The organism is Staphylococcus sp. HMSC036D05 (genome assembly GCF_001836225.1).
GTDB classification, from domain to species: Bacteria; Bacillota; Bacilli; order Staphylococcales; family Staphylococcaceae; genus Staphylococcus; species Staphylococcus caprae.
Map to the genome: position 1 here is coordinate 137,438 of NZ_KV827773.1, position 22,683 is coordinate 160,120.

Here is a 22,683-nt window from a genome sequence, read left to right on the forward strand (position 1 = left end):
ATTTTCATTAGCAAAATAGTCTTAGGGGCTTTTTATGTTGCTATACCACTAAATTTTAAATTAAAATAACGTGAATCAATAAAAATATTTAAATTACTGTAGATAACAATATAAATGTAATGGTATAATTTTAAAGATTTCAAAAAAATAAAATGGGAGGGACATTTATGCATTGTCCGAAATGTGGAAATCCAATTGAACCAGACGATTTATTCTGTGGGGAATGCGGGCATAAAATCGAAAAACGTTCAAAAGCTGTGCATTCTGCTGAAAGGGATATTTCAAATGCAGAACATACAGAATCCGAAACACCACATCAAGATTCAACAGGAAATAACAAGTCTATGTACGACGCTGAAAGCATGAACGAGCAACATTCAACTACACAACATAAAGGTCAACAACAAGTATCTCATGAGCAACAAAGACCTCATCATCACAATACTTCTACATACGAGCAACACACACATCCACAGTCATATCATTCTTATCAAGATAAACAACAACAACAAGCTAATCAGCCTAACCAATTTAGTGAACAAGCTAAAGAAGTAACAGAGGAAAGTAAAGGTTTCTTTAAAAGCGCATTTGTTTCACCAGATCAAATCATTAAAAGCCAACATACGTTTAGTTTTAAATTATTATTTTCTCTTCTTATCATAGGTTTGATTTTGATAGCACTTTTAATTGGGGCAATGATTCCATCTGAAGTCGCTTATATAGGCACTTCAAAAGGATCCATAGTAATATCTATACTTTTAGGGATTGTTCTCTTTTTAGCAGTAATCATAGGAGCAACATATGGTGTGACACGTTTAGTTGTAAGACAACCTATTACCTTTAAAAAAGTACTCTCAGATTATGTTCTTATCAACAGCGTGACCGTTGCAGTATTACTTATTTCTATTATATTGTTTTTTGCGCATTCTTATCGTTTTGCGTCAACAGTATTTATATTATCAATCTTATTATTAGTAGTTTCTGGTGTGTACTTGATTGCCAAATATAGTGCCAATCATGACACACGACTATCTAGCTTTTACGGAATAATTATATTTAGCGTTGTGGTTTTCTTATTTATAAGTATTTTTGGAGAATCATTCTTTAATCAGATATTCGGAAACTTAATTGATCGTTTAGGTGATATTTTTGAAGGAGGTATGAATTACTAATGAAGTATTGTAGTAATTGTGGTCAACCCTTACGTGAAGGTGTGAAAGTTTGTACGAATTGTGGTACGCCAGTCAATCAACATCATCAAAGTCATTCTCAACCTCAGTATCGCCAAACTTCAAATCATCATCATGCTCCAACACATAATGGAAATAAGAAGACATGGATAATTATTTCTATTGTTGCAGTAATCATTATAGCTTTGATTGCACTGTTTTTAATTTTGAAAAGTCAATTGTCACCAGAAAAGCAAGCGTCTCAAATTGCGCATGCAATTAAACAAGATGATGCGAAAGCTTTATCTAAAGAAGTGACATCTGGTAATAGTCATTTGAGTGAAGAAGAAGCTCGTGCATACCTTAATTATATTAAAGAGGAAGATGATTTAACTCATGTAGGCAATAGCATTGAACAAACTACAAAAGAAGTTAAAGATAATTATTATAAAAATTCCTCAGTAGATGCAAACGGAAATAATATTTTAAATATTTCTAAAGATGGAAAAAATATTTATTCTTTGACAATTATCAATTTGACGTTCCTCAACATTCTATCAATCTTTTAGCAAGTAATAGTGGAAAAGTGACTTATCAATTTAATGATGAGAAACATACAATTACAGTTAATGAAAATGAAGAGAAGAAGTTAGGGACATTTCCAATTGGTAATTATAATTTAAAAGCAACTAAAAATATGGATGGTAAGAAATTTAACGGCGCAATCGTGATAAATATGAGCGATGATACGTCAAATGCATATGAATCATTCAAACAAAAACGCTTCAATGTCTTTGTAGACGGTGGTTATATGTTGGATAATGTGAAAATATATGCAAACGGCAAACAAATAGGTGATGAATCGTCATCAGAAACGTATGGTCCTTATGATCCTGATGAAGATGTTGTAGTACATGCTGAAGGTTCATACGAAGGCAAAACATTTAAATCTAATTCTGTAAATGTCGCTAGCGCAAGTGAAGATGATGGTGGGGTAACAGATGTAGATTTGAAATTTGATGAAGATGAAATCGACAAATATGTAGATGAAGATATAGAGAGTGACTCAGAATCAGACTCTAATGATGATTCTGAAGAAGTGACACGTGATAATGTAATCGATAAAGTTGAATCATACGAAGGTCACAATTTAGATACAAGTAAATATACTTATAAAGAACCTGAAAAAACAGATGATGGTGATTGGGGCTTCTCATTTACTGATAAAAACGGTGATTTAGCTGGATCATATACTGTAGATTCAGAAGATGGTCTTGTTACCGAATATGATAAAGATGGCGAAGAAGTTGGTTCAGGTTACTAATAGTTAGAAGAAAAGCACTAACATAAGCAACTAAGTCAATTAGAATTTGAGTAATTCAAAATTGGCTTAGCATGACTTAGTTAGTGCTTTTTATTATTGAGGTATGATTGGAATAATCAATTGAGAGTCATAGTTTCCACCGGTATGAACATGATGGATACCTTGATTGACAGTTTCATGATGTTCATAACGTGTGCTTAAACCTGGAGAGCTATTGCCTTTAATGATTTCATTTCCTTTAATCACAACTACAATAGATTCTCCTTTTTTGAAATATGTGCTTGAAGGTAATATCTCAATTTCAATAGGTACAATTTCACCATTTTTAATTTTTAATTCTTGTTCATGTTTGTGCCAAGGTTGTGCAATGGTTGATTTGTCTTTATCTAGTTCTCGGTGTGAAACTCTTAACCAACCTGTAGCTACTTGTCCATTTTCAATGTGGTTAAAGTCAGGGAAATGAACTTCTTCACCCTGTTTATTGAGTTTTTTGATTCCTGTAAAGATATCCATATCGTCAGTTTCTTCAGTTGAAACCCACAATTTTAAGTTCATATTACCTGTGATTTCTGTATCTTCTGAAAAGGTATGAGTAAATCGAAATTCGTCATTATCTTTTTCAGAATGATAACTTGTAACGTGAGTTTGATTTGGTACTTCATGAGTTAATGACATGTCTTCTCCTTCTAAATATAGAGAAGTATATTGTGTATTTGGAATAGGGAAATTTGAAGCTTCTCGATAATGACCTTGATAGAATTGATTTCTAACTTCATAAGTCACACGAGGTGTATCTTTCCAATCATTGTCTTCTTTTTTTAAATAATAATCGAAGAATGACTTTTGTTTTTCTAGATTTTCACGTGCATAGTAACTTTCCCATTCCTTACGTCCATGTATATATAACCATTTATCAACTGAGCTTGCTTGTTTGAAGCCTTCGAAAGAGCCACGATTGTGTAATCCTTGTGTAGACCAACTTGCACAAGTTAATAAAGGAATACGTATATTTGATAGAGGAATTTGGCGTGCTTTCCAATAATCATCGAAAAGTGGATACTCACTTTGTGCTTTAATTAAGTCTTCTATATTAGGATTATTTGGCCATCTTGCGAAAATACCTTGAATCCAAAAGCGATAAAAACCTGTATCTGGAATACCACCGTGGAATGCAATTTCACGATACATATCATTTAAACCTTCCCAAGGAATCATAGCTTTCAAATGAGGTGGATTTAGAGATGCGACCCACCATTGAGTAACAGCTAGATAAGAAACACCATTTGTACCAACACTTCCATTGCTCCATTCTTGTTGTGAAGCCCATTCAATCACTTCGTAATAATCTTTAGCTTCTCGTTCTGACCAAGGTGATAACACACCATTTGAACCAGAGCTACCTCTCAGTGCTACTTTAACTACGACATAATCATTAGGCACCCAAAATCCAGGATCTGGAGACTCTTCTGGTGTGAAACTTGAAGTCGCTATATTTCCTAATGTAGGCCATTTTGCTCCCATATTAGTGATTTTAGGTTTATTATCTTTCCCATATGTGTCCGCTGACATAACGACTGGAAAGCGTCCTTCTTTGTTAGGTCTGAAAATATTTAAATATAACGCTTCGCCATCTTTCATAATAAATTTGACATCTTTTTCCATGATCATTTCTTGGTTACCATATTGTACGCTGTCTACAACAATATGGTTAGTGCCTGATTTTACATCGTTAACATGAGTCACTTCTAAATTTGGATTTCCTAATAATTGTTTCATAGCTTACCCCTTCCTTTGATGAGAATCATTTTCAATACATCTTCATCATACAAAGAGGGAATATAGATAACAATCCTCATTTCTTTAAGTTTGTCTAAAATCCAACACATTGCTTATAATTGTGGAAAGAAATTAATAGAAGGTGACATGATGTCTCAAGATAGAAGAGTAAGAAAAACACAAACATCTATTAAAGACGCGCTCATTTCATTGCTCAACAAGAAAAGCTTTAGTGATATTACAATTCAAGAAATTTCAGATATGGCAGATGTTAACAGAAGTACATTCTATACACATTATTTAGATAAATATGATTTATTAGATCAAATGGAAAATGAAAAGATTGATGAGATACGAAGTTTTATAAAAGGAAATACTCATTTTGATAATGAAACTTTTTCTGAAAATCAGCTACGAGAAACAATGGAATTTGTAATTAGTAGTATAGGAAAGCATCTAGAATTTTATAAACTGATGTTTAATATTGGAAAAGACTCTAATTTGCATGAGAAACTATATGAATTATTAACAGGCCACCTTAATAATGTTGTAAACGACGATGACAAAATCGGCGATATTCCATTCCCATATTTTATGAGTTATGTTTCAGGAGCAGGTTTATCATTGATACGTCATTGGGTTGAAGATGAAAATAGAATTTCACAAGAAGCATTGATTCAACATTTTTATGAAATCGTGAATTATGGTCCTGCAACGATTATAAGAAGAGAAAAAAGAAGTTGAAAATACAGAGAGGGAAGTTGACTGCTAGGGAAACGCAACCCCGTAAAACTGACCTATCAAATTAAATAAACTCCTAAAAAGAAGTCTTAAGTGCTTCATTTTAGGAGTTATTTTTCCGAATAACTTATTATTTATTCATTTTCGAATAATCTTGGCCGTTAAGCATCCAACGTACACCATATTTGTCCGTAAATGCTCCCATTGTTCCGCCCCAAAATTGTTCAGCAAGAGGCATTTCAATATTTAAAGATTCATGATCTTTAATTCTATCGTAGAAATTTTCAACTCTTTCAGCATCGTCTTTATCATTAACATCATAATCAATTAATAATGATATTCCATTATTAATGTTTTCCACGCGACCAAAAGAATCAGAACATAAGATTTTAACACCTAATATTTCAAATTCAGCATGCATTGTCGCTTCATCAGCTTGATCTTTTGTTAAACCAAAGTTCTCAGCTTGCTCTTCTCCAACTGCTAATCTATTCACATTTGTTGCGCCAAACACATCTTCATAGTATTCAATAGCATCTTTAGCTTTTTCAAATGATAAATAAGGATGTAATTGTGTCATATTTTTATAACCCCTTTATTTACAAAATTTCTTTCTAAAGCGATCATACTATAAATATAAATGAATGTCCTCAAATTAAAACTATTAAAATGTCGGCTATATTTGACACATTTGAACTTGTCGTATATATTTGACATTGAGAAAAGATATTGAGGAGTGAAACGAGATGAGTAAATTCAATGATTTAATGCTTAATTGGGTCACAAGTACCTCTACGAAAAAAGATGAAAGAGAAAAATCGGAGCTCAATCAAAAATTAGCAAACATGTTCGGGATATACTATATAATTACTGCAATATTAATTGCAGTGTTTACAGGTATAGATATGTATCATCACACCATTTCGATACAAACGATACTTATATTTGCTACGTTCTTTATATTTAATTTGATAATCGTATTTAACTTTAGTAAGAACCGATATTTTGAGGAAGCGGCGTATTCACCAAAAGAATATAAGAAATTAGTAAAGCGATACACAATACTGAGTATTATATTTATGGTTTATTTTGGTTGTTGCATGGCATTCTTTTCGGTAATGTTAGATTATTTTTGGAACGATCCTATTAGTTGGACCAATAATATACTACATGGATTGATTTCAGGATTCTTTTTTGGTGCATTCATGTTTTGTGTGTATATTATTAAGCTGAAAAAGGAATACTGAATGATTAAAATAAAGTGCTAGCGTATGAATGTTTAACAGGAAAATTTCATTTTTAAGTATTTTAAAAATTAAATATTAAAATAGCCTCTCTTTATACATCTGATAATATATAATAAAGTCAAACTATATTTACCGGATGTATTAAAGGGAGGTTTTGTCATGATCGAAGCGGATCAAATATTGGCAAAAATGAAAAATCAGAAAATCAATTACGATAGAGTTTTGAGAAAAATGATATCTCAGTGGGAACGTGAAGGGGAGCGTCCACGAATTTTATTACATAGTTGTTGTGCACCATGTAGTACTTATACTTTGGAATTTCTTACACAATATGCAGATATTGCGATTTACTTTGCTAATCCTAATATTCATCCTAAGAGTGAGTATTTGAGACGTGCTAAAGTTCAAGAACAATTTGTAAAGGATTTTAATGAAAAGACAGGCGCCAATGTGGAATACATTGAAGCGGAATATAAACCACATGAATTTATGAAAATGGCTAAAGAAAAGGGGCTTACTGAAGAACCTGAGGGAGGGCTACGATGTACAGCATGCTTTGAAATGCGCTTAGAAATTGTAGCGCAAGCGGCAGTCAAATATGGTTATGATTATTTCGGAAGTGCCATCACGCTCTCTCCTAAAAAGAACGCGCAACTCATTAACGAGTTAGGTATGGATGTTCAAAATATCTATAATGTTAAATATCTGCCGAGTGACTTCAAAAAGAATAAAGGATATGAACGCTCTATTGAAATATGTAAAGACTACAATATATTTAGACAGTGTTATTGTGGTTGTGTCTTTGCAGCCATGAAACAAGGCATTGATTTTAAACAAATTAATAAAGAAGCAAATGCATTTTTACAACAGTTTTAACGATAAAAATCCCAAATGTAGAAGGAAATGAGCTTTTTAGTATAGGCTACTTCTCTACGTTTGGGATTTTCTATAGCATTACATCATTTTATGAATAAATCTAAATATGGCTAAACCTGCGATAACAATCATTGATAAAAGTGAGAATATCTTAAACTTTTTGCTCTCAGTTTGTTTCTCTGATTCGCCTGTTTCCATCATTTCACGTAATTCGCGTTCAATTTCTAAGTCTAAATCTGTTTTTCGATAACCGTTTAAACCTTGTCGTTCATCTTCATTATCCTCATGTTGCTTAGGCATTTCAGTCGATGTCTCTTGCTTCACTTGTTCATTTTTATCTTTGTTCTCGTCACTCATCTTTATGCCTCCTAAATTCATGAAACACATATTTTTATTACAGTATAAAACGTTTTAAATATATGTAAAGAATTTTTTAAAGGTTAAATATAATTAATATGAATTTACGACTAACAGATTATTTAATTATGCATCTAAACCAATAATATCACTTACATTATGATAGTTATTTTCAGTTAGATACTGTGCAATTTCTTTATTTATTTTCTTAGTTAAACCTGGACCTTCAATGACTAAAGAAGAATAAATTTGTAATAATGATGCACCGTTTCTTAACATTTTAATCGCATCTTCTGAACTAAAGATGCCTCCAGTACCAATAATTAAGAATTTACCTTGCGTCTCTTGATATGCATATTTAACAAGTTTTAAGTTGCGTTCAAATAAAGGCTTACCACTTAATCCACCTTCTTCAGTTTTATTATCTGAAGTTAATCCATCACGTTGTCGCGTTGTATTGGCAAGGATAACACCGTCAAACGTTTTCGTAATTGACGGTAAGATGTTTTTGAAACCTTCTAATTCCATGTCTGAAGTTAATTTTAAGAATATAGGTACATTGATTTCATTTTCAGATTTAAAATGAGTTATAGCTTCACAAAGCATTGAAAATTCATCTTTGTCATGGAAATTCTGTAAATTCTCAGTATTTGGAGAGCTAATATTTACAGTAAAGAAAGTGACGTCATTCTTAAATGTGTCAATTACTTTAATATAGTCTTGATAGCGGTCTTCGTATGACGTCTTCTTATTCACGCCAACATTTATGCCAACTGGAATAGTGTAGGCATGACGTCGTAAATGACTAAGCGCTTTGTTCATACCAATATTATTGAAACCCATGCGATTAATTAATGCATTATCTTCAACTAAACGATACATACGTGGCTTTGGATTACCTGGTTGAGGCTTAGGTGTAATACCACCTAATTCAATTGCGCCAAAACCAACATGTTCTAAGGCCTTAGGTACTTCGCAAGATTTATCAAATCCAGCAGCAAGTCCTATAGGATTATTGAATTTGATGCCATGGATTGTTTGAGCAAGTATAGGATTACTATAATTGAAAAGTTTATCCATGATTGAATACATGATTGGAAATTTTTGCACTGTTTTGAGGGCATCAATGGTCATTCCATGTGCACGCTCAGGATCTAGTTTAAATAAGAAAGGTTTAACTAATTTATACATGATAACGCTCCTATTTCATTATATTTGAGGCTTACTATCCCCAACTTAATATATTTGAAATCCATTCTTTTAATAGACTAGCATTTTAATAAATATTTTCATAGTTAAATTAGTGAAAGTTAAAAAATTGACTTAATTACAAAGTATAAAGTTGAAGTTGAGATTAATCATCTACAGAATAGGAAATATAATAAGGAATAACGATAAACTTCTTAGGAAGGTGAAAGCATGAAAGCAGAATGGAAAGAAGAACTACCTTTAGAAGGAATTAAGGATATCTCGCCTGTAAGTGGTGGAGATGTTAATGAAGCGTTTAAAGTGACTACAACTGAAGATGACATTTTCTTTTTACTTGTTCAGCGTCATAGACCTGAGTCATTCTATGCAGCTGAAATTGCTGGGTTGAATGAATTTGAGAATGCTGGAGTCACGGCGCCACGTGTGATTGCTAGTGGCGAAATCAATGGTGATGCCTATCTTATTTTAAGTTATCTTGAAGAAGGTGGACGTGGAAGTCAACGTGAACTTGGGCAACTTGTTGCGAAAATGCATAGTCAACAGCAACCCGATGGTAAATTTGGTTTTAGTTTACCACATGAAGGTGGAGATATTTCATTTGATAATACATGGACGGATACATGGAAAGAAATTTTTATTGATAGAAGAATGGACCATTTAAGAGATGAACTCATGCGAAAGGGTTTATGGAATGAAGAAGACAACAACGTTTATGAACAAGTGAGAACTGTAATGGTGAATGAATTGGATAACCATGAAAGTAAATCTTCTTTATTGCATGGCGATTTATGGGGCGGCAACTATATGTTTCTTACAGATGGAAGTCCAGCTTTATTTGACCCGGCACCACTTTATGGTGATAGAGAGTTTGACTTAGGAATTACTACAGTTTTTGGTGGTTTTACGGAAGAATTTTATGATGAATATGAAAAGCATTTTCCATTAGCGAAGGGTGCTCAAAAGAGATTAGAATTTTATAGATTATACTTACTCATGGTGCACTTACTTAAATTTGGTGGCATGTATGCGGCCAGTGTTAATCGCTCGATGGACACGATTTTAGATTAATATTTAACTATCCCCACACAGATGCGTTGGTAAAAACGTTAGCTATTGTGTGGGGATAGTTATTGTAGAAAATTAAGATTTCATTTTATCTAATAATGCTTTGCCGTTGTCATATAACATATGAATTTTAGAATCAATTGTAATTAAATCTGTTGATTCTATTTCATTGGCTAACATTGAGACGACTTGATTCGTCGTATAAGGTGCATCAGAACCATAGACAATCTTATCTGGATCAACCATTTCTAATAATGTAGGCAATTGATAAGGTAAAACCTTTCCAGCTAAATCGAAGTAGAGGTTCTTCATCACTTGTTCTAAATCGTCGGGTTGTTTTTCAGAGCCAAACATCTTATTACCCATAGCCACACGTTGAGCGATGACAGGTAGTAATGCACCGCAATGAGGGACAATCCATTTAATATTAGGATATTTACTAAAGACATTCTTCTGACTCATATAAATAATTGTACGTGTCGTATCAAAGATAAATTCCATTAATGGTGGCGGAACTTCCTCGCTCATTGCTTTAATCGCAGGTTTTGGTTCGTTAGGATGAATAGCAACTGTAGCTTGACGTTCATTTAACTTTTCAAGAACTGGGTCTAAGCGTTCATCACCTAAATAGACGCCACGTGCATTGGTAGGCAATGTAAAGCCTAAAGCTTGTTGGTCATCTAACGCTTTGTCTATTGTATTGACGCTTTCTTCTGCGAGCGGTAACGGTAAAGTAGCGAAGAATCCAATTTGATCGCTGTATTGTTGAGTGATGTCGGCTGCGTATGTGTTAACTTCCTCTGCAAGTTCTAACATTTTGTCATCTGGTGCAGCACTGATGTGTGGACTTGAAATGGATAAGACACCATATTCAATATCCTGTTCTTTCATTAAATTGATATATGATTCTGGTGAAAATGGGGGTGTCTTCACGCCATCACCTTTGCCATCAAAGTAATCATCAAGAAATTGACTAAAGCCAGGAGAAATATAATGTGCATGTAAATCTATCTTTTTCATTCTATATACTTCCTTTTAAGTTTCGGACATCACGCTTTCTTACGGGAACGAGACGAGGAGCCAAGATCTCGCCACTCGTTCTATACCGTAATGAGGCGGATGCCCTTTTTATTTATTACATTTAACTTTGTAGTTTCTACGATTGGGATAGTGAAAATAATTTTTCTAAATGATATTTCTGTCTTATTGCTTATTCTTCATTTTGAGTTAACCAATGATCGAGCTGTTCGTAATATTTATTAACTGCCTCTGGTCGATCAATACCTGGTAAGTCATGATTAACGTCATAACCGAGTTCATTGAGTGCATAGGATAAACAAGCATAACTTTTACGATATCCTTCAAAGTCTGAGTCAGGTAAATTAATAGTAGTTGGTATCACAGGTGTTAATTTATCTTTTTCATAAATGGAACCTAAACCTTTAATTAACCAAATGCCTTCTTCATTTTTTTCGAGACTATAAATAATTTTAGCGTCAGAATCTAATTGCATTTCAACGTTTTTGATATCAACTCGAAATTGTATTGTAGCTTGCATCATAGCGATAGCACGATTGTCATTTATCCACATTTGCGTATTATAAATTTGATGTGGAGCATAGCGATTCATTTCTTCAGAAGATGTGACAAATTCTTCACCTGTACCATCAAACCATGAAATATTTACACGAGAATCTTCTGCAAAGCAGCTTCTCATACTATCCCATAAAGCATTGTCTCTACAGAAACGTTCAAATTGAATTAACTCTAAAATATTTTCCTTATCCAATAAAGTTTCGTTGGTATAAGGTTTATTTCGTTCAAATAGCATTGAATCAAACTCCTTTTTATACTTCTAAAACGGATTAACCCCAAATGTTTAATAAAACTTCAGCAAAGCCTTCAGGTTTCTGAATATAACCTAAGTGACCGCCAGGAATATCAACAATTTCAATTCCAGTTTCATCTTTAATGAAGAAGTTTACTTCTTGAGGGAAAGAACCTTTAGAGTCTGTACCATTTAATAGCGTAATTATATCTTTATGTTGATTTAAATCCTCAATAGAAATATCAGATTCAGTGTATTGGCGTATTTCATATTTGAACCAACCTAGCATTTCTTCAAAGCGTTTTTTACTTTCTGCATCATCTTCAGATTGTGCAGGTTTAGACATATATTGTTGGTCAAGTTGACTTGTTTTTAATGTTTCACCGAAAAGTTTCATTGCTTGAGGCATGCCTTCATTTACTGCAATATCGATGATTTCTTCATTTTTATCTTGCCAATACTTAGCATTTGGTAAGAAAGTATTGATAGGTGGTTCGTGGAAAGCAATGCGTTTCACAACATCTGGATGTTCTTTTAAAACGTGCATAGCTACAATGGCACCTGAACTTGAACCTAACACGTATACAGGTTCATCACTTAATGATTTCGCTAATTCAGCGATGTCTTGAGCATCACGTTTAACGCGATAGCGACTGTCAGGGTTTGACACTTCTTCTGGTAACGGTTCAGTTAATTCGCTTTGACCATATCCGCGACGATCGACTGCAACCACTGTGAAATGATCTTGGATTTGTTTAGCTAGTGGCATGTAAATGTCACCAGTTCCATTTGCACCAGGAATTAAAATAAGCACAGGACCTTTACCAATTTTGTGATAACGTAATTTAGCCCCCTGTAATTCTAAAGTTTCCATATAAAAAACCTCCATTTGAGTTTATCTATTTTTCTAAGCCTAATAATTTAGCACCATTTTTATAGCTAATTTTTTCTTTTTCTTCTTCTGTCAAATCTAATTCGTCTAGGAATGTGCCTAATTTATCAGGTTCAACGTAAGGGTAATCTGCTGAATATAAAATTCGATCGACACCGACTTCTGCTTTGACTAAATCAAATTGTGGTTTAGTTAACATTCCGCTTGGCGTAATATAGAAATTATTTTTGAAATAATAACTAATAGGGTGTTCTAAATGGTCAGCAAATAAGATATCATCCATACGTTCAAGGAAGAATGGAACAAATTCTCCCCAATGTCCGATAATCATATTTAAGTTAGGATGACGGTCAAAGACACCAGATAATACGAGGTGTATAGCGTGAATACCTACATCTACATGCCAACCGTAACCAAAACAAGCGAATGTAGCTGCAGTTACATCTGAATAATTACCTTTATAATAAGCTTGGTAGACATCGCTTTGAACTGGAGAAGGATGTAAGTAAATAGGTACATTTAATGCTTCAGCTGTTGCAAATAAATCATCGTATTGATCTTGATCTAGGAAGCCATTTTTAGGATGTCCCATAATTAATGCACCTTTAAAACCTAATTCTTTAATGCAACGTTTGAATTCTTCAACTGCTGCTTGAGGTTCGTTGATAGGTAATGTGGCAAATCCAACAAATCTATCTGGATGTTCGTTAACATATTTTGCTAATGTATCATTGGCTTGTTGACATAGTTCGATGGCACGCGAACCTTCTAAATTGGAAGGTGCACCATTACCATATGACAATACTTGCATTTCAACATCATGTTCATCCATAAATTTGATACGCTCATCATGTTTTGTAATATCATCTGCATTCGTAAAGCCTGATTTTTGTTCTAGACCTTTTAGCATGGTTTGCATTGGAACACCGTTAGAGTCTGAAGACATATACTTCATTGTTTCTTTCTGAATGTCATCAACGACGTAATGTTCTTCAAAATTAATACTTTTCACTTGAAATCCTCCAGAGATTGATAAAACTAATTTTTTGTGATTATTATGTGCGATTTACATTTAATGCACTACGTTTTTCCCATTAAAGATAGAAACAAACACATGCAAAATTACCAAGGCATTGGGCCGTCACCGTCGATAAATGTGCCAGTTGGACCATCAGCATTGATTGTGGCGAGTTCAACAATTGGTTTGACGCCTTCTGATGCTGGTTTAGAGTTGTTGCTGAAGTCTCCAACCAAATCAGTGTTAGTTGAACCTGGGTCTGCAGCATTAATTTGCATGTGTGGAAGACCTTTAGAATATTGTAAAGTCAACATTGTCACCGCTGATTTTGAAGAACAATAAGCGAGGGAATTTACTTTTGATTCAGCTTTATCAGGATTTGTCACCATACCGAATGAACCTAAACCACTGCTTACATTAACGACTACAGGCTGTTGTGATTGCTCTAGTAATGGGATAAATGTATTCATCATTCGAACGATACCGAAGACATTTGTGTTATAAACTTTTTCAACATCTTCTACAGTTATGTCGGCTACTTTGGCAAATCCGCCTGAAATACCAGCATTATTAATAAGTACATCGACACGTCCTTCTTTTTCGGAAAGGGTTTTGAAAGCTTGTTGAACTGACTCATCATCGCTAACATCAAGTTGTACGTAATCAACACCTAATTCTTTAGAAGCTTTTTGACCACGTTCTTCATTTCTTGATCCAATATAAACTTTATAGCCTTTCGCTTTTAATTCTTTAGCTGCCTCATATCCTAAACCTTTATTTCCACCAGTAATTAACGTTACTCTATCCATTTCAAACACCTCGATTAATTTAAATATAGTCTAATTAAGTTATCTCTAATTTCGTTATTTGAAAGTTGTCTTTTACTTCTTTGAATTTCATAAGCCTTTGTAGATAAAGACTTTAATAGCATATCCGTTTTGAATGTAGCCCATCTTTTCTCATGACCGTCATGAAATAAATCATAATAGAAATCGAATAAGTCAGAGAAAAATTGGCTATGATGAAATTGAGTCTTAGTATTACTTTCCTCAATACAATTTAATAAATCACTATTTTCAAATTTAAATTTAAGAAAAACATCTAGGGATTGTTTCATAATCTCTTCTTTAGAATGAGAAGTCGAGGCTACACGCTTCATTTGATGGATAATTTCATCAAAATCATGTTCGATAATGTGATAGCATAAATCACTTTTATCTTTAAAATGACGATAAAGCGTACCCATACCAATTCCTAGTTCTTTAGAAATTCTATTCATGCTGACGGTATCAACACCATGTTTTTTAAATAACTCAATGGCTTTTTCTTCTATGCGTTGACGATTTTCTAAAGCATCTTTTCGCAATACATTCACCTTCTTAATTAATAATTATTGACAAACGGATAATGCTCCGTTTATTATAAGTCATGCTAAATACGAAATCAAATAAGAGACTATATAACAATGAAATTATACGAAAGTGAGTGATTGACTCATGTCATTAAATAAAGAACAAAGACGTATCACTGCTATAGAATTACAAGAACATTTCAATGAATCGACGTTAAGTATGGAAGATATTGCAAATAAAATGAGTATTTCAGTAGAAGAAGTGGAAAAGGTATTGAACATGAATGCACCAAATGGATTCTTTGGTAATCAACTTCAAAGATTTATTCATCTCGTTTGGGATATTCGTGATGTAATCAATTCGAATATTAAAGAAAATGGAGATACGCCTGAAGAATATACTTATTTAAAAGGTGAAAAAGAAGATTATTGGTTTTTACAATAGGAGAGAGATAAAATGACAAAAAGTATTTTAGTAATTGGAGCAACTGGTAAACAAGGTAACGCTGTTGTGAAACAATTGTTAGAAGATGGTTGGCATGTGCGTGCTTTTACAAGAAATAAAAATAATGAGAAATTAACGTCTATTAAGAATGAGCATCTTGAAATCTTCGAGGGAGATTTAAGCAACGAAGATAGTTTGGCTCAAGCAATGCAAGATCAGTATGGATTGTATAGTGTACAGCCAATTATTCCGGATAATGTTGAAGAAGAGTTAAGACAAGGTGAAATGATTATTGATACGGCCGAAAGACAAGGGATCAATTATGTAGTTTATAGTACGGCTGGTGGAGTGAACCGCGATAGAACTGGCCCGCATTTTGAAGCTTTAGCCCAATTGGAAAATAAAATCAAAGCATCACGTTTAAATTTTACAATTATCAAACCTTCATTCTTTATGGATAATTTCTTAAGAATCACTAAAGTAGAAAATGGAGAAATTAAAATACCAGAGTTTATTAATCCAAATGTGAAATTTGCAATGATTTCTTCCATTGATATTGCTAAAATTGCATCCACATTATTCGAAGATGCAGAATCATACAATCATCAAGAATTAGAAATTGCTTCTGATGAACTTACTTTAAATGAAGTAGTGAAAACATTTGCGACGGTGACAGGCAAACCTACAGAAATTGAAGGGGCATTTACAAGTGGTACTGCTGAGAGAAGTTGGCTTGAAGAAAAAGGATATGTTATTGATTTTGTACAAATGGAACGTATCAACCCAACGCGTTTAACACTCGATAAATGGATTGTCGAAGTAGATTTTTAGACTTTCTGTTAATCATCAAATTTAAGAGGTGAAGATATGATGCATTCAATGTGGTTTAATTTAAATGTTAAAGATTTAGACCGTAGTGAGCAATTTTTTAAAACATTAGGATTTGAAATTAATAAAAATCCTGACATGTTAGATAAGATGGTAGGTATTTCGATTGGTCAAACCATTGTGATATTAATAGAAAATAATCATTTCGAATCTGTATCACATCAAGAAGTTGACGCGCATCCTAATGAAGTAATGATTTCATTAGGGGTGAAAGAAAATAAAGAAGTGGACGAATTAGTAGAGAAAGTAGAGTCTGCAGGGGGAACGATTATCGATTCACCAGGAGTAAAGCAGGGTTATTATGGAGCAATGTTCGCTGATCCAGACGGACATAAATTTAACTTTCTAGTTTGTTAGTTAAATTAATTTTATAAAGTATATCAATTAATATGCGCCCCAATATTAGAATGAAATTTAATATTGGGGTGCATTTTTAATAAAAAAAGTTATCGTGAAGACGTTTTTTTATCTTTATATAGATTCATATAAATGATAGAAATGATGATTAAAATTGCGCCGGTTATGAATTTAGGCGTCAATGGTAAGGGGAAAAATGGAAAAGAAAAAATAAACACAAATATAGGATTGAGGGTTCTTATAATATTCGCTTCACGAAACGAAATATATTTTAGTCCTTCATAAAATAATAAGAGTCCTATTACACCACTACACAAAGCAGAAAGTAAAATAGAGAATAAACCTATACCTATATGTATGGTATGTAAATGATTAGTCACAATTAATATGATACCTAGCAATAAAGTAGAAGTCGCCTGATTGTATAGCAGGGTGGTTTGGAATCTATGTCTTTGACGGTCTTTTTAGCTAACATATTCGTTAACGCAAAAAAGAATGTATAAGATAAAGCAGCAATCACACCTAATATACTGTTAAAATCACCTGAAAAATGAGTGATTAAAAATGAACCTATGATAGCAAACGCAATAGGAAGTGCATCATGTTTGGATAACTTTTCATTTAGAAAGAGTACTGAAAGAAATAACGCAAATATAATATAAAATCTTCCTAATAATCCTACGCTAACTGGATCTAACACACTTAAACTTACATATTGAAGTAAAATGCCTATTGTATTAGTAATACCTAATAACCATATAAACTTATTGTGATGTATTTTAATTTTACTTTTAGCAAGTAATACAGTTATTAATAATATTAAAGTTGAAAACAAAGCATTTAAAAAACTCGCTTGAATGGGCGACAAATCATTGAGTGAAACTTTATTTAATATGGGCGTTAAAGACATGATAGCTACGGAAATGATATTAAATAAATAACCTTTTTTAGCATTATTCATGACGCGCCTCTAAATATTTAAATATTTCTTCATATAATCCATCTTGAAAAGATAATAAATCTTTATCTAATGGTTCTTTCGTAAGTATTCTTTCAGTAGTTTCTGATCCTTTAGGAATATCTTTAAAATAGTTTACTTCGGCTTTCACAATTGTAGTAGTATGACCATTTGGTAGTATATAGTAACCTAAATAGTCTATATCACTTTCATTGATGACAGCGCCAGATTCCTCATAAGCTTCTCTGATAGCTGTCTCATTCATCGTTTCATTATGATCAACCTTACCTCCTGTTAATTCCCATGCTCTTTTTTTATTTTTAACAAAAACGAATTGGCCTTGATAGGTTAAGACAATTAACACAGAATCATAGTCCGGTACTGTCTTATTAAATTGAAGATTGATTCGATCAATATTCATTTTCTTGAACCTCCTTTAAAAAGTAATCCATAACTTATGCTAGCCAACACATATATTATTAAATATTTATATAATAATAAATTTAACATAATCTTCATTCGTTGAGAATGAAACTTGTCTATTATATATTTGTGACATTTGGCTTTATACAAAAAATATTTGTATAAAAATTCTAGCAATATATTAAGAAAGTCTAAGAGAAATAACGAAGTATAGTTATGAATAATTCTATGCTGATTATTAGTAAATGAAAGTGCTATACACTTACGTGAGAAATTCTAAAGATGAACTACGAGTGTTATTGCAAGACTCCTAGTGGATAAGAAAGTGTCGAGTGACTACAGGCACGAGCCTTTCCCACAGAAAAGCGCAACAACAAAAATGAGTAAATGTGCATTTGAGAATTTCTATAAACTGTATAAAAGGAGAAATGTACAGAAAAAGAGGCTATTCTCAAAGTCAAAACTTTAAGAACAGCCTAAGTCTTGTTGATGACAATTTATTTTTCTTGAATATTGCCATATTCTTCACGTAATTCGTAAACTTTGTCTGGTGTAACATCTTGACCAAGTGGGTCTAAAACTTTCATTGTTGAAAATGTTGTAAGTACTTGTCCACGAATCATTTTCAAATATTCTTGTCTTAATTGATGTTGTTCTTGTTTTTCTTCAATACTTAAACTTTCAACTTTTTCTTTATTTGCTAATTGATTAATTCTATCTAATAATTTCATAAATGAATATCCTCCTTATTTTCCAGGGTTCAAACAACAGTTATCATCTATACAACACATGTTGTTTAAATTCAATATACGCTCATGGATGTTCTTTTACAACCAACATGCTCATATTAAAAGTTGCTTAAGCAACATATAATCATATGTGTTGTTTAAATGTATTAAAAAATAAAAAACCACTCACAATGTGTGAGTAGTGGTTGTAAGCAAATAAAATTTAAAGTTGTGTAATATGTTGAATGAGGAAAGGAAGATTTTTCTTAATAAATGTTTCTGGCGTGAGTTTGCTTGTTTCTAACCAATGCTTAGCCAATCCACAAACACCTGCTGCTAAGAAACTTGCGCTATTTACCAGTATCTCTCGTTCATGACTAGGGAAACTATTTTCAAGCATAATAGTGAAAATATCCTCCAGTTCATTATTGATACGTTTATGCGCTTGATTACAGAATTCTTCACTGTTCATTTCGCAAGAATCTTGAACTTCAACCATATAATAGGCAATAGAAATAAATATATTAGAAAGAATTTCCTCATTAATTACTTCTGAAATATTTAAAGTATCGTTTAAATCCTTAAGAATAGTTACAGATAGTGTGTAATCGAGAATATCATATTTATCTGTAAAATGCGCATAGAATGTCGCTCTATTCACTGTCGCTTCATCGGTGATATCTTTAACACTTACTTGAGATAATTTCTTTTCTCTTGATACTTTTTGAAAGGCATTAACAAGTAATTTTTTAGTTCTGATAATACGAGGATCAATTTTAGTAGCGTCCATGTTTTCACCTACCTAACACATGTTGTTTAACTTAATTAAATTATCTTCTCTAAATAGGCAGATGTCAACGAAGGAGATTCGATGAATACATAAGTATTTGATTGTTTTTAATTATTTAGGGTATTATAAAAATTACAAGAATAAATGATTTGATTTTGAGAAGAATTGTTTATTAGATAAAAAGGGGTATCTAATTATACATTAACATTCAGACATAAATATACTCCACGAAATGGAGAAGAATGAAGTTATGGCAGATAAGCTGCAAAGAGAATTAAGTAATAGGCATATTCAATTGATTGCAATTGGAGGCGCTATTGGGACTGGGTTATTCCTAGGTGCAGGTGCATCAATTCATTTAGCAGGACCTTCTATATTACTGACATATATTATAGTTGGTTTTATATTATTTATGTTTATGAGAGCAATGGGAGAATTGCTTTTATCTAATTTAGGATTTAAATCTTTTGGGGATATTGCGCATCACCATATAGGTTCTATGGCAGGATTCATGGTCGGTTGGACATATTGGTTAACTTGGATTATTTCTGGTATGGCAGAAGTGACTGCTGTAGCAAAATATGTTGACTTTTGGTATCCAGAAATGCCGAACTGGATTACAGCTGCGGCTACAATATTAATTTTAGTTGCTTTAAACCTATTTAGTGCAAAGTTATTTGGAGAGTTAGAATTCTGGCTATCAATTATTAAAGTCATCACGATTTTTGCGTTAATCATTATTGGTATCGTTATGATTGTGTTTGCGATGAAGACACAATATGGTCCAGCAACAGTAACTAACATTTGGAAGGAAGGTGGCTTCTTCCCGAATGGTGCTTCTGGATTTTTCATGTCATTCCAAATGGCAATCTTCTCGTTTATTGGAATTGAGTTAATAGGTATTACAGCAGGTGAGACAAAGGATCCACATACGACGATTCCTCAAGCAATTAATAATGTACCTTTCAGAATATTAATTTTCTACATTGGTTCGTTAGTTGTGATTATGTCAGTCGTACCATGGGATAAATTAAATCCTGATGACAGTCCATATGTAAAATTATTTGGACTTATTGGTATTCCATTTGCTGCAGGAATTATTAACTTTGTTGTATTAACTGCAGCTGCATCATCATGTAACAGTGGGATTTTTGCAAATAGTCGTACAATGTTTGGATTAGCAGGAAGAAAGCAGGGACCAGCGTTCTTACACAAGACAAATAAAAATGGCGTTCCATACTACGCAATTCTTGTGACTTGTGGATTATTAAGTATCTCAGTTATTTTAAATGCAATTTTTAAAGACGCAACGAAAGTATTCGTTCAAATCACTACATTTTCAACTGTATTAAATATCTTAATATGGGCAGTAATTATGATTGCATATCTTGGATTCTTGAAGCATAATCCAGAGTTGCATAAGGAAAGTAATTATAGAATGCCAGGCGGTAAATACATGGCTTATGGTATTTTAGTATTCTTTGCTTTCATTTTTGTGATTTTACTTATTAATAGTAGTACGCGTTTAGCAGTCCTTTCTATACCTGTATGGATTGGCGTATTATTCCTAATGTATCAAAAATATAAAAAAGAATCTCGTAAAACAGAGATTCCTACAGAAACTGAAGAAGACGTAGAAGAAGCATAATATTAATTGATAAATAAATTAAGACAATATAAAACAAAATCCCTAGTAGCGTTTTTGGGCTGACCGAATTCTCTACTAGGGATTTCTATATGTTTAGATTATTCTATCTTGAATTTTCGGCTCTATACTAAATAGGACCAATTTTTCTATTGTCATTAATGATGAATTTTAGATTTTCACGGACTAGATTGTATTACAAGTTACCCAGATTATTAAATAATTCGCTTTCTAGATAGTATTTTCTAAATTTGTAAAATTTATCCAAAAATAATTATCTAAATTTTCAGAAAAATATGATATACTATTGTTCATAGTCTTGAGAAGCGTGTATGAATTTTATTAGATATCCCTCTAAGTTTATTGCATCAAAGAATCATTTAATTGACTCATACATTGCCTATCAAGACTTCTGTTTTATATACATATTGATTACTTAGCATATTGGGAGGTTTAAGTCATGTCAGCGATTAGAAATATTGACGGACCAAAGGATTTTATTTTTAGAGTTTTATCAGGGGTAGCGATTGGGATTGTCGCGGTACTCGTTCCAAACGCCATTTTGGGAGAAATTTTCAAGTATTTTATGCAATATCATCCTATTTTTAAAACTTTATTAGGAGTCGTACAAGCCATCCAATTTACTGTACCAGCGCTTATTGGTGCGCTTATCGCAATGAAATTTAATCTAACACCTTTAGCTATCGCCGTCGTTGCGAGTGCGTCGTATGTTGGAAGTGGCGCAGCTCAATTTAAAAACGGTGCATGGGTCATCGCAGGTATAGGGGACCTTATTAATACGATGATTACAGCAGCAATCGCAGTGTTATTGATTTTACTTGTAGAAGAACGTGTAGGTAGTATGGCACTGATTGTTTTTCCAACAATTATTGGTGGATTGTCTGCCACTATAGGTGTATTTACGTTACCATATGTAAGATTGATTACAACCGGGATAGGAAATATGCTGAACAGCTTTACTGAATTGCAACCGGTACTAATGAGTATGCTTATTTCGACGGTCTTCAGTTTTATTATCATATCACCATTATCAACGGTAGCTATTGCAATGGCTATTGGTTTATCGGGAATTGCAGCGGGTTCTGCGTCAATCGGTATTGCTGCAACAGAAGCGGTTCTTCTAATTGGAACAAGCCAAGTCAATCGCTTAGGTATTCCACTTTCTATTTTCTTTGGTGGAGTGAAAATGATGATGCCAAATATGGTGAAATACCCTGTTATTATGGTACCTATTTTTATTACAGCAGCTTTATCAGGTATTGCCTCAGGAGTGATTGGTATTGGAGGAACAAAGGAATCGGCAGGTTTTGGATTTATAGGAATGGTAGGGCCAATTAATGCATTCAAATTTATGCACGTTGATTCACCATGGCTAAGTGTATTACTTATTGTCGTTGCCTTCTTTGTTGTACCATTTTTAGTTGCATGGATTTTAGATTTATTACTAAGAAAAGTCATTCGCTTATATTCAAATGACATATTTAAATTTATGGGATGAAAATGAGCATCCTGAACTGTAGACTAACTTATAGATTAGTTGTTATATCAATACTTCGTATTGCTTAGCTCCCTTGC

At 32.9% G+C, this 22,683-nt stretch carries 25 protein-coding genes and 1 pseudogene; 11 read left to right on the top strand and 15 right to left on the bottom strand.

The features are described from left to right. Nucleotides 1–167 precede the first annotated feature (167 nt). Nucleotides 168–1,172 (top strand): zinc ribbon domain-containing protein, encoded by a 1,005-nt coding sequence (locus HMPREF2580_RS01200; RefSeq protein WP_070830112.1) that lies wholly within the window; start codon nucleotides 168–170, stop codon nucleotides 1,170–1,172. After that, nucleotides 1,172–2,493, top strand: a pseudogene (locus HMPREF2580_RS01205) (zinc ribbon domain-containing protein). The gene HMPREF2580_RS01200 and the pseudogene HMPREF2580_RS01205 overlap by 1 nt, the downstream one beginning before the upstream one ends. 93 nt (nucleotides 2,494–2,586) lie before the next feature. On the opposite strand, the gene HMPREF2580_RS01210 reads toward HMPREF2580_RS01205, so the two are convergent. Further along, a complete protein-coding gene (locus tag HMPREF2580_RS01210) occupies nucleotides 2,587–4,269 on the bottom strand; it encodes a CocE/NonD family hydrolase (protein WP_070830113.1) in 1,683 nt (560 codons plus the stop codon). Nucleotides 4,270–4,419: 150 nt separating this feature from the next. On the opposite strand from HMPREF2580_RS01210, the gene HMPREF2580_RS01215 reads away from it, so the two are divergent. Next, on the top strand, nucleotides 4,420–5,013 hold the full coding sequence (locus HMPREF2580_RS01215) for a TetR/AcrR family transcriptional regulator (protein WP_070830114.1): 594 nt from the start codon (nucleotides 4,420–4,422) through the stop codon (nucleotides 5,011–5,013). A gap of 127 nt (nucleotides 5,014–5,140) precedes the next feature. Here HMPREF2580_RS01215 and HMPREF2580_RS01220 read toward each other — a convergent pair whose 3' ends face one another. Continuing rightward, nucleotides 5,141–5,590, bottom strand: a complete 450-nt coding sequence (locus HMPREF2580_RS01220) for a VOC family protein (protein WP_002444416.1) — start codon at nucleotides 5,588–5,590, stop codon at nucleotides 5,141–5,143. 166 nt (nucleotides 5,591–5,756) lie between these two features. Between HMPREF2580_RS01220 and HMPREF2580_RS01225 the strand changes: the two genes are divergently transcribed. Together HMPREF2580_RS01225 and HMPREF2580_RS01230 are read left to right on the top strand one after the other, a co-directional pair. Beyond that, nucleotides 5,757–6,257: a hypothetical protein gene (locus HMPREF2580_RS01225; RefSeq protein WP_070830115.1), complete on the top strand. Its 501-nt coding sequence runs from the start codon at nucleotides 5,757–5,759 to the stop codon at nucleotides 6,255–6,257. A gap of 159 nt (nucleotides 6,258–6,416) precedes the next feature. After that, entirely contained in the window at nucleotides 6,417–7,133 is a 717-nt protein-coding gene (locus HMPREF2580_RS01230) for an epoxyqueuosine reductase QueH (RefSeq protein WP_070830116.1), read from the top strand. Nucleotides 7,134–7,211: 78 nt separating this feature from the next. Here the strand turns inward: HMPREF2580_RS01230 and HMPREF2580_RS01235 are convergent, their stop codons facing one another. After that, nucleotides 7,212–7,433, bottom strand: coding sequence for a hypothetical protein (locus HMPREF2580_RS01235; protein WP_119520833.1), 222 nt, complete (start codon nucleotides 7,431–7,433; stop codon nucleotides 7,212–7,214). Nucleotides 7,434–7,616: 183 nt separating this feature from the next. Continuing rightward, entirely contained in the window at nucleotides 7,617–8,681 is a 1,065-nt protein-coding gene (locus tag HMPREF2580_RS01240; protein WP_070830117.1) for a quinone-dependent dihydroorotate dehydrogenase, read from the bottom strand. A 228-nt stretch (nucleotides 8,682–8,909) separates the two neighbouring features. On the opposite strand from HMPREF2580_RS01240, the gene HMPREF2580_RS01245 reads away from it, so the two are divergent. Continuing rightward, a complete protein-coding gene (locus HMPREF2580_RS01245) occupies nucleotides 8,910–9,767 on the top strand; it encodes a fructosamine kinase family protein (protein ID WP_070830118.1) in 858 nt (285 codons plus the stop codon). A 72-nt stretch (nucleotides 9,768–9,839) separates the two neighbouring features. On the opposite strand, the gene HMPREF2580_RS01250 is transcribed toward HMPREF2580_RS01245, so the two are convergent. The 6 genes from HMPREF2580_RS01250 to HMPREF2580_RS01275 all read right to left on the bottom strand — a co-directional run bounded on the left by HMPREF2580_RS01250 (nucleotide 9,840) and on the right by HMPREF2580_RS01275 (nucleotide 14,868). Next, complete coding sequence (locus tag HMPREF2580_RS01250; RefSeq protein ID WP_070830119.1) at nucleotides 9,840–10,784, bottom strand: amidohydrolase family protein; 945 nt, start codon at nucleotides 10,782–10,784, stop codon at nucleotides 9,840–9,842. A gap of 190 nt (nucleotides 10,785–10,974) precedes the next feature. Then, nucleotides 10,975–11,595, bottom strand: a complete 621-nt coding sequence (locus HMPREF2580_RS01255) for a nuclear transport factor 2 family protein (RefSeq protein WP_070830120.1) — start codon at nucleotides 11,593–11,595, stop codon at nucleotides 10,975–10,977. A gap of 34 nt (nucleotides 11,596–11,629) precedes the next feature. Continuing rightward, nucleotides 11,630–12,466 (bottom strand): alpha/beta fold hydrolase, encoded by an 837-nt coding sequence (locus tag HMPREF2580_RS01260; RefSeq protein WP_070830121.1) that lies wholly within the window; start codon nucleotides 12,464–12,466, stop codon nucleotides 11,630–11,632. Nucleotides 12,467–12,491: 25 nt separating this feature from the next. After that, nucleotides 12,492–13,496 carry an amidohydrolase family protein gene (locus HMPREF2580_RS01265; RefSeq protein ID WP_070830122.1) on the bottom strand — a complete coding sequence of 335 codons (1,005 nt, stop codon included), beginning with the start codon at nucleotides 13,494–13,496 and terminating at the stop codon, nucleotides 12,492–12,494. 110 nt (nucleotides 13,497–13,606) lie between these two features. After that, nucleotides 13,607–14,311 carry an SDR family NAD(P)-dependent oxidoreductase gene (locus tag HMPREF2580_RS01270; RefSeq protein WP_070830123.1) on the bottom strand — a complete coding sequence of 235 codons (705 nt, stop codon included), beginning with the start codon at nucleotides 14,309–14,311 and terminating at the stop codon, nucleotides 13,607–13,609. Between the two features lie 14 nt (nucleotides 14,312–14,325). Further along, nucleotides 14,326–14,868, bottom strand: a complete 543-nt coding sequence (locus HMPREF2580_RS01275) for a TetR/AcrR family transcriptional regulator (protein ID WP_070830124.1) — start codon at nucleotides 14,866–14,868, stop codon at nucleotides 14,326–14,328. A gap of 130 nt (nucleotides 14,869–14,998) precedes the next feature. Here HMPREF2580_RS01275 and HMPREF2580_RS01280 point away from each other — a divergent pair, with 130 nt between their 5' ends. From HMPREF2580_RS01280 to HMPREF2580_RS01290, 3 genes are read left to right on the top strand one after another with little or no spacing between them, the layout of a single operon-like run. After that, on the top strand, nucleotides 14,999–15,298 hold the full coding sequence (locus HMPREF2580_RS01280; protein WP_070830125.1) for a DUF2316 family protein: 300 nt from the start codon (nucleotides 14,999–15,001) through the stop codon (nucleotides 15,296–15,298). Nucleotides 15,299–15,310: 12 nt separating this feature from the next. Beyond that, complete coding sequence (locus HMPREF2580_RS01285; RefSeq protein ID WP_070830126.1) at nucleotides 15,311–16,129, top strand: NmrA/HSCARG family protein; 819 nt, start codon at nucleotides 15,311–15,313, stop codon at nucleotides 16,127–16,129. A gap of 36 nt (nucleotides 16,130–16,165) precedes the next feature. Next, nucleotides 16,166–16,543 carry a VOC family protein gene (locus HMPREF2580_RS01290; protein ID WP_070830127.1) on the top strand — a complete coding sequence of 126 codons (378 nt, stop codon included), beginning with the start codon at nucleotides 16,166–16,168 and terminating at the stop codon, nucleotides 16,541–16,543. Between the two features lie 89 nt (nucleotides 16,544–16,632). On the opposite strand, the gene HMPREF2580_RS12420 is transcribed toward HMPREF2580_RS01290, so the two are convergent. The 5 genes from HMPREF2580_RS12420 to HMPREF2580_RS01310 form a co-directional block, all read right to left on the bottom strand. Beyond that, the gene (locus HMPREF2580_RS12420; protein ID WP_256326279.1) at nucleotides 16,633–16,923 is read right to left on the bottom strand and encodes an EamA family transporter; all 291 of its coding nucleotides are present in this window, start codon (nucleotides 16,921–16,923) and stop codon (nucleotides 16,633–16,635) included. A gap of 14 nt (nucleotides 16,924–16,937) precedes the next feature. Then, nucleotides 16,938–17,504, bottom strand: a complete 567-nt coding sequence (locus HMPREF2580_RS01295; protein ID WP_256326280.1) for a DMT family transporter — start codon at nucleotides 17,502–17,504, stop codon at nucleotides 16,938–16,940. Continuing rightward, entirely contained in the window at nucleotides 17,497–17,922 is a 426-nt protein-coding gene (locus HMPREF2580_RS01300) for an NUDIX domain-containing protein (protein WP_070830128.1), read from the bottom strand. The genes HMPREF2580_RS01295 and HMPREF2580_RS01300 overlap by 8 nt, the downstream gene beginning before the upstream one ends. Nucleotides 17,923–18,421: 499 nt before the next feature. Beyond that, complete coding sequence (locus tag HMPREF2580_RS01305) at nucleotides 18,422–18,655, bottom strand: DUF896 domain-containing protein (protein ID WP_070830129.1); 234 nt, start codon at nucleotides 18,653–18,655, stop codon at nucleotides 18,422–18,424. A 220-nt stretch (nucleotides 18,656–18,875) separates the two neighbouring features. Then, nucleotides 18,876–19,442, bottom strand: coding sequence for a TetR family transcriptional regulator (locus HMPREF2580_RS01310; protein ID WP_002444386.1), 567 nt, complete (start codon nucleotides 19,440–19,442; stop codon nucleotides 18,876–18,878). 250 nt (nucleotides 19,443–19,692) lie between these two features. Here HMPREF2580_RS01310 and HMPREF2580_RS01315 point away from each other — a divergent pair, with 250 nt between their 5' ends. Together HMPREF2580_RS01315 and HMPREF2580_RS01320 are read left to right on the top strand one after the other, a co-directional pair. Beyond that, on the top strand, nucleotides 19,693–21,090 hold the full coding sequence (locus HMPREF2580_RS01315; protein ID WP_070830130.1) for an amino acid permease: 1,398 nt from the start codon (nucleotides 19,693–19,695) through the stop codon (nucleotides 21,088–21,090). A 457-nt stretch (nucleotides 21,091–21,547) separates the two neighbouring features. After that, nucleotides 21,548–22,606 (top strand): PTS sugar transporter subunit IIC, encoded by a 1,059-nt coding sequence (locus HMPREF2580_RS01320; protein ID WP_070830131.1) that lies wholly within the window; start codon nucleotides 21,548–21,550, stop codon nucleotides 22,604–22,606. Nucleotides 22,607–22,683 lie beyond the last annotated feature (77 nt).

Excerpts from the sequence above, each read along its gene's own strand:
- HMPREF2580_RS01310 (WP_002444386.1), bottom strand. The coding sequence starts at position 19,442 with ATGGACGCTACTAAAATTGATCCTCGTATTATCAGAACTAAAAAATTA.
- HMPREF2580_RS01285 (WP_070830126.1), top strand. The coding sequence starts at position 15,311 with ATGACAAAAAGTATTTTAGTAATTGGAGCAACTGGTAAACAAGGTAAC.
- HMPREF2580_RS01235 (WP_119520833.1), bottom strand. The coding sequence starts at position 7,433 with ATGCCTAAGCAACATGAGGATAATGAAGATGAACGACAAGGTTTAAAC.
- HMPREF2580_RS01215 (WP_070830114.1), top strand. The coding sequence starts at position 4,420 with ATGTCTCAAGATAGAAGAGTAAGAAAAACACAAACATCTATTAAAGAC.
- HMPREF2580_RS01295 (WP_256326280.1), bottom strand. The coding sequence starts at position 17,504 with ATGAATAATGCTAAAAAAGGTTATTTATTTAATATCATTTCCGTAGCT.
- HMPREF2580_RS01280 (WP_070830125.1), top strand. The coding sequence starts at position 14,999 with ATGTCATTAAATAAAGAACAAAGACGTATCACTGCTATAGAATTACAA.
- HMPREF2580_RS01260 (WP_070830121.1), bottom strand. The coding sequence starts at position 12,466 with ATGGAAACTTTAGAATTACAGGGGGCTAAATTACGTTATCACAAAATT.
- HMPREF2580_RS01320 (WP_070830131.1), top strand. The coding sequence starts at position 21,548 with ATGTCAGCGATTAGAAATATTGACGGACCAAAGGATTTTATTTTTAGA.
- HMPREF2580_RS01230 (WP_070830116.1), top strand. The coding sequence starts at position 6,417 with ATGATCGAAGCGGATCAAATATTGGCAAAAATGAAAAATCAGAAAATC.
- HMPREF2580_RS01315 (WP_070830130.1), top strand. The coding sequence starts at position 19,693 with ATGGCAGATAAGCTGCAAAGAGAATTAAGTAATAGGCATATTCAATTG.
- HMPREF2580_RS01255 (WP_070830120.1), bottom strand. The coding sequence starts at position 11,595 with ATGCTATTTGAACGAAATAAACCTTATACCAACGAAACTTTATTGGAT.
- HMPREF2580_RS01225 (WP_070830115.1), top strand. The coding sequence starts at position 5,757 with ATGAGTAAATTCAATGATTTAATGCTTAATTGGGTCACAAGTACCTCT.
- HMPREF2580_RS01200 (WP_070830112.1), top strand. The coding sequence starts at position 168 with ATGCATTGTCCGAAATGTGGAAATCCAATTGAACCAGACGATTTATTC.
- HMPREF2580_RS01270 (WP_070830123.1), bottom strand. The coding sequence starts at position 14,311 with ATGGATAGAGTAACGTTAATTACTGGTGGAAATAAAGGTTTAGGATAT.
- HMPREF2580_RS01300 (WP_070830128.1), bottom strand. The coding sequence starts at position 17,922 with ATGAATATTGATCGAATCAATCTTCAATTTAATAAGACAGTACCGGAC.
- HMPREF2580_RS01290 (WP_070830127.1), top strand. The coding sequence starts at position 16,166 with ATGATGCATTCAATGTGGTTTAATTTAAATGTTAAAGATTTAGACCGT.
- HMPREF2580_RS01305 (WP_070830129.1), bottom strand. The coding sequence starts at position 18,655 with ATGAAATTATTAGATAGAATTAATCAATTAGCAAATAAAGAAAAAGTT.
- HMPREF2580_RS01220 (WP_002444416.1), bottom strand. The coding sequence starts at position 5,590 with ATGACACAATTACATCCTTATTTATCATTTGAAAAAGCTAAAGATGCT.
- HMPREF2580_RS01245 (WP_070830118.1), top strand. The coding sequence starts at position 8,910 with ATGAAAGCAGAATGGAAAGAAGAACTACCTTTAGAAGGAATTAAGGAT.
- HMPREF2580_RS01240 (WP_070830117.1), bottom strand. The coding sequence starts at position 8,681 with ATGTATAAATTAGTTAAACCTTTCTTATTTAAACTAGATCCTGAGCGT.
- HMPREF2580_RS01210 (WP_070830113.1), bottom strand. The coding sequence starts at position 4,269 with ATGAAACAATTATTAGGAAATCCAAATTTAGAAGTGACTCATGTTAAC.
- HMPREF2580_RS01250 (WP_070830119.1), bottom strand. The coding sequence starts at position 10,784 with ATGAAAAAGATAGATTTACATGCACATTATATTTCTCCTGGCTTTAGT.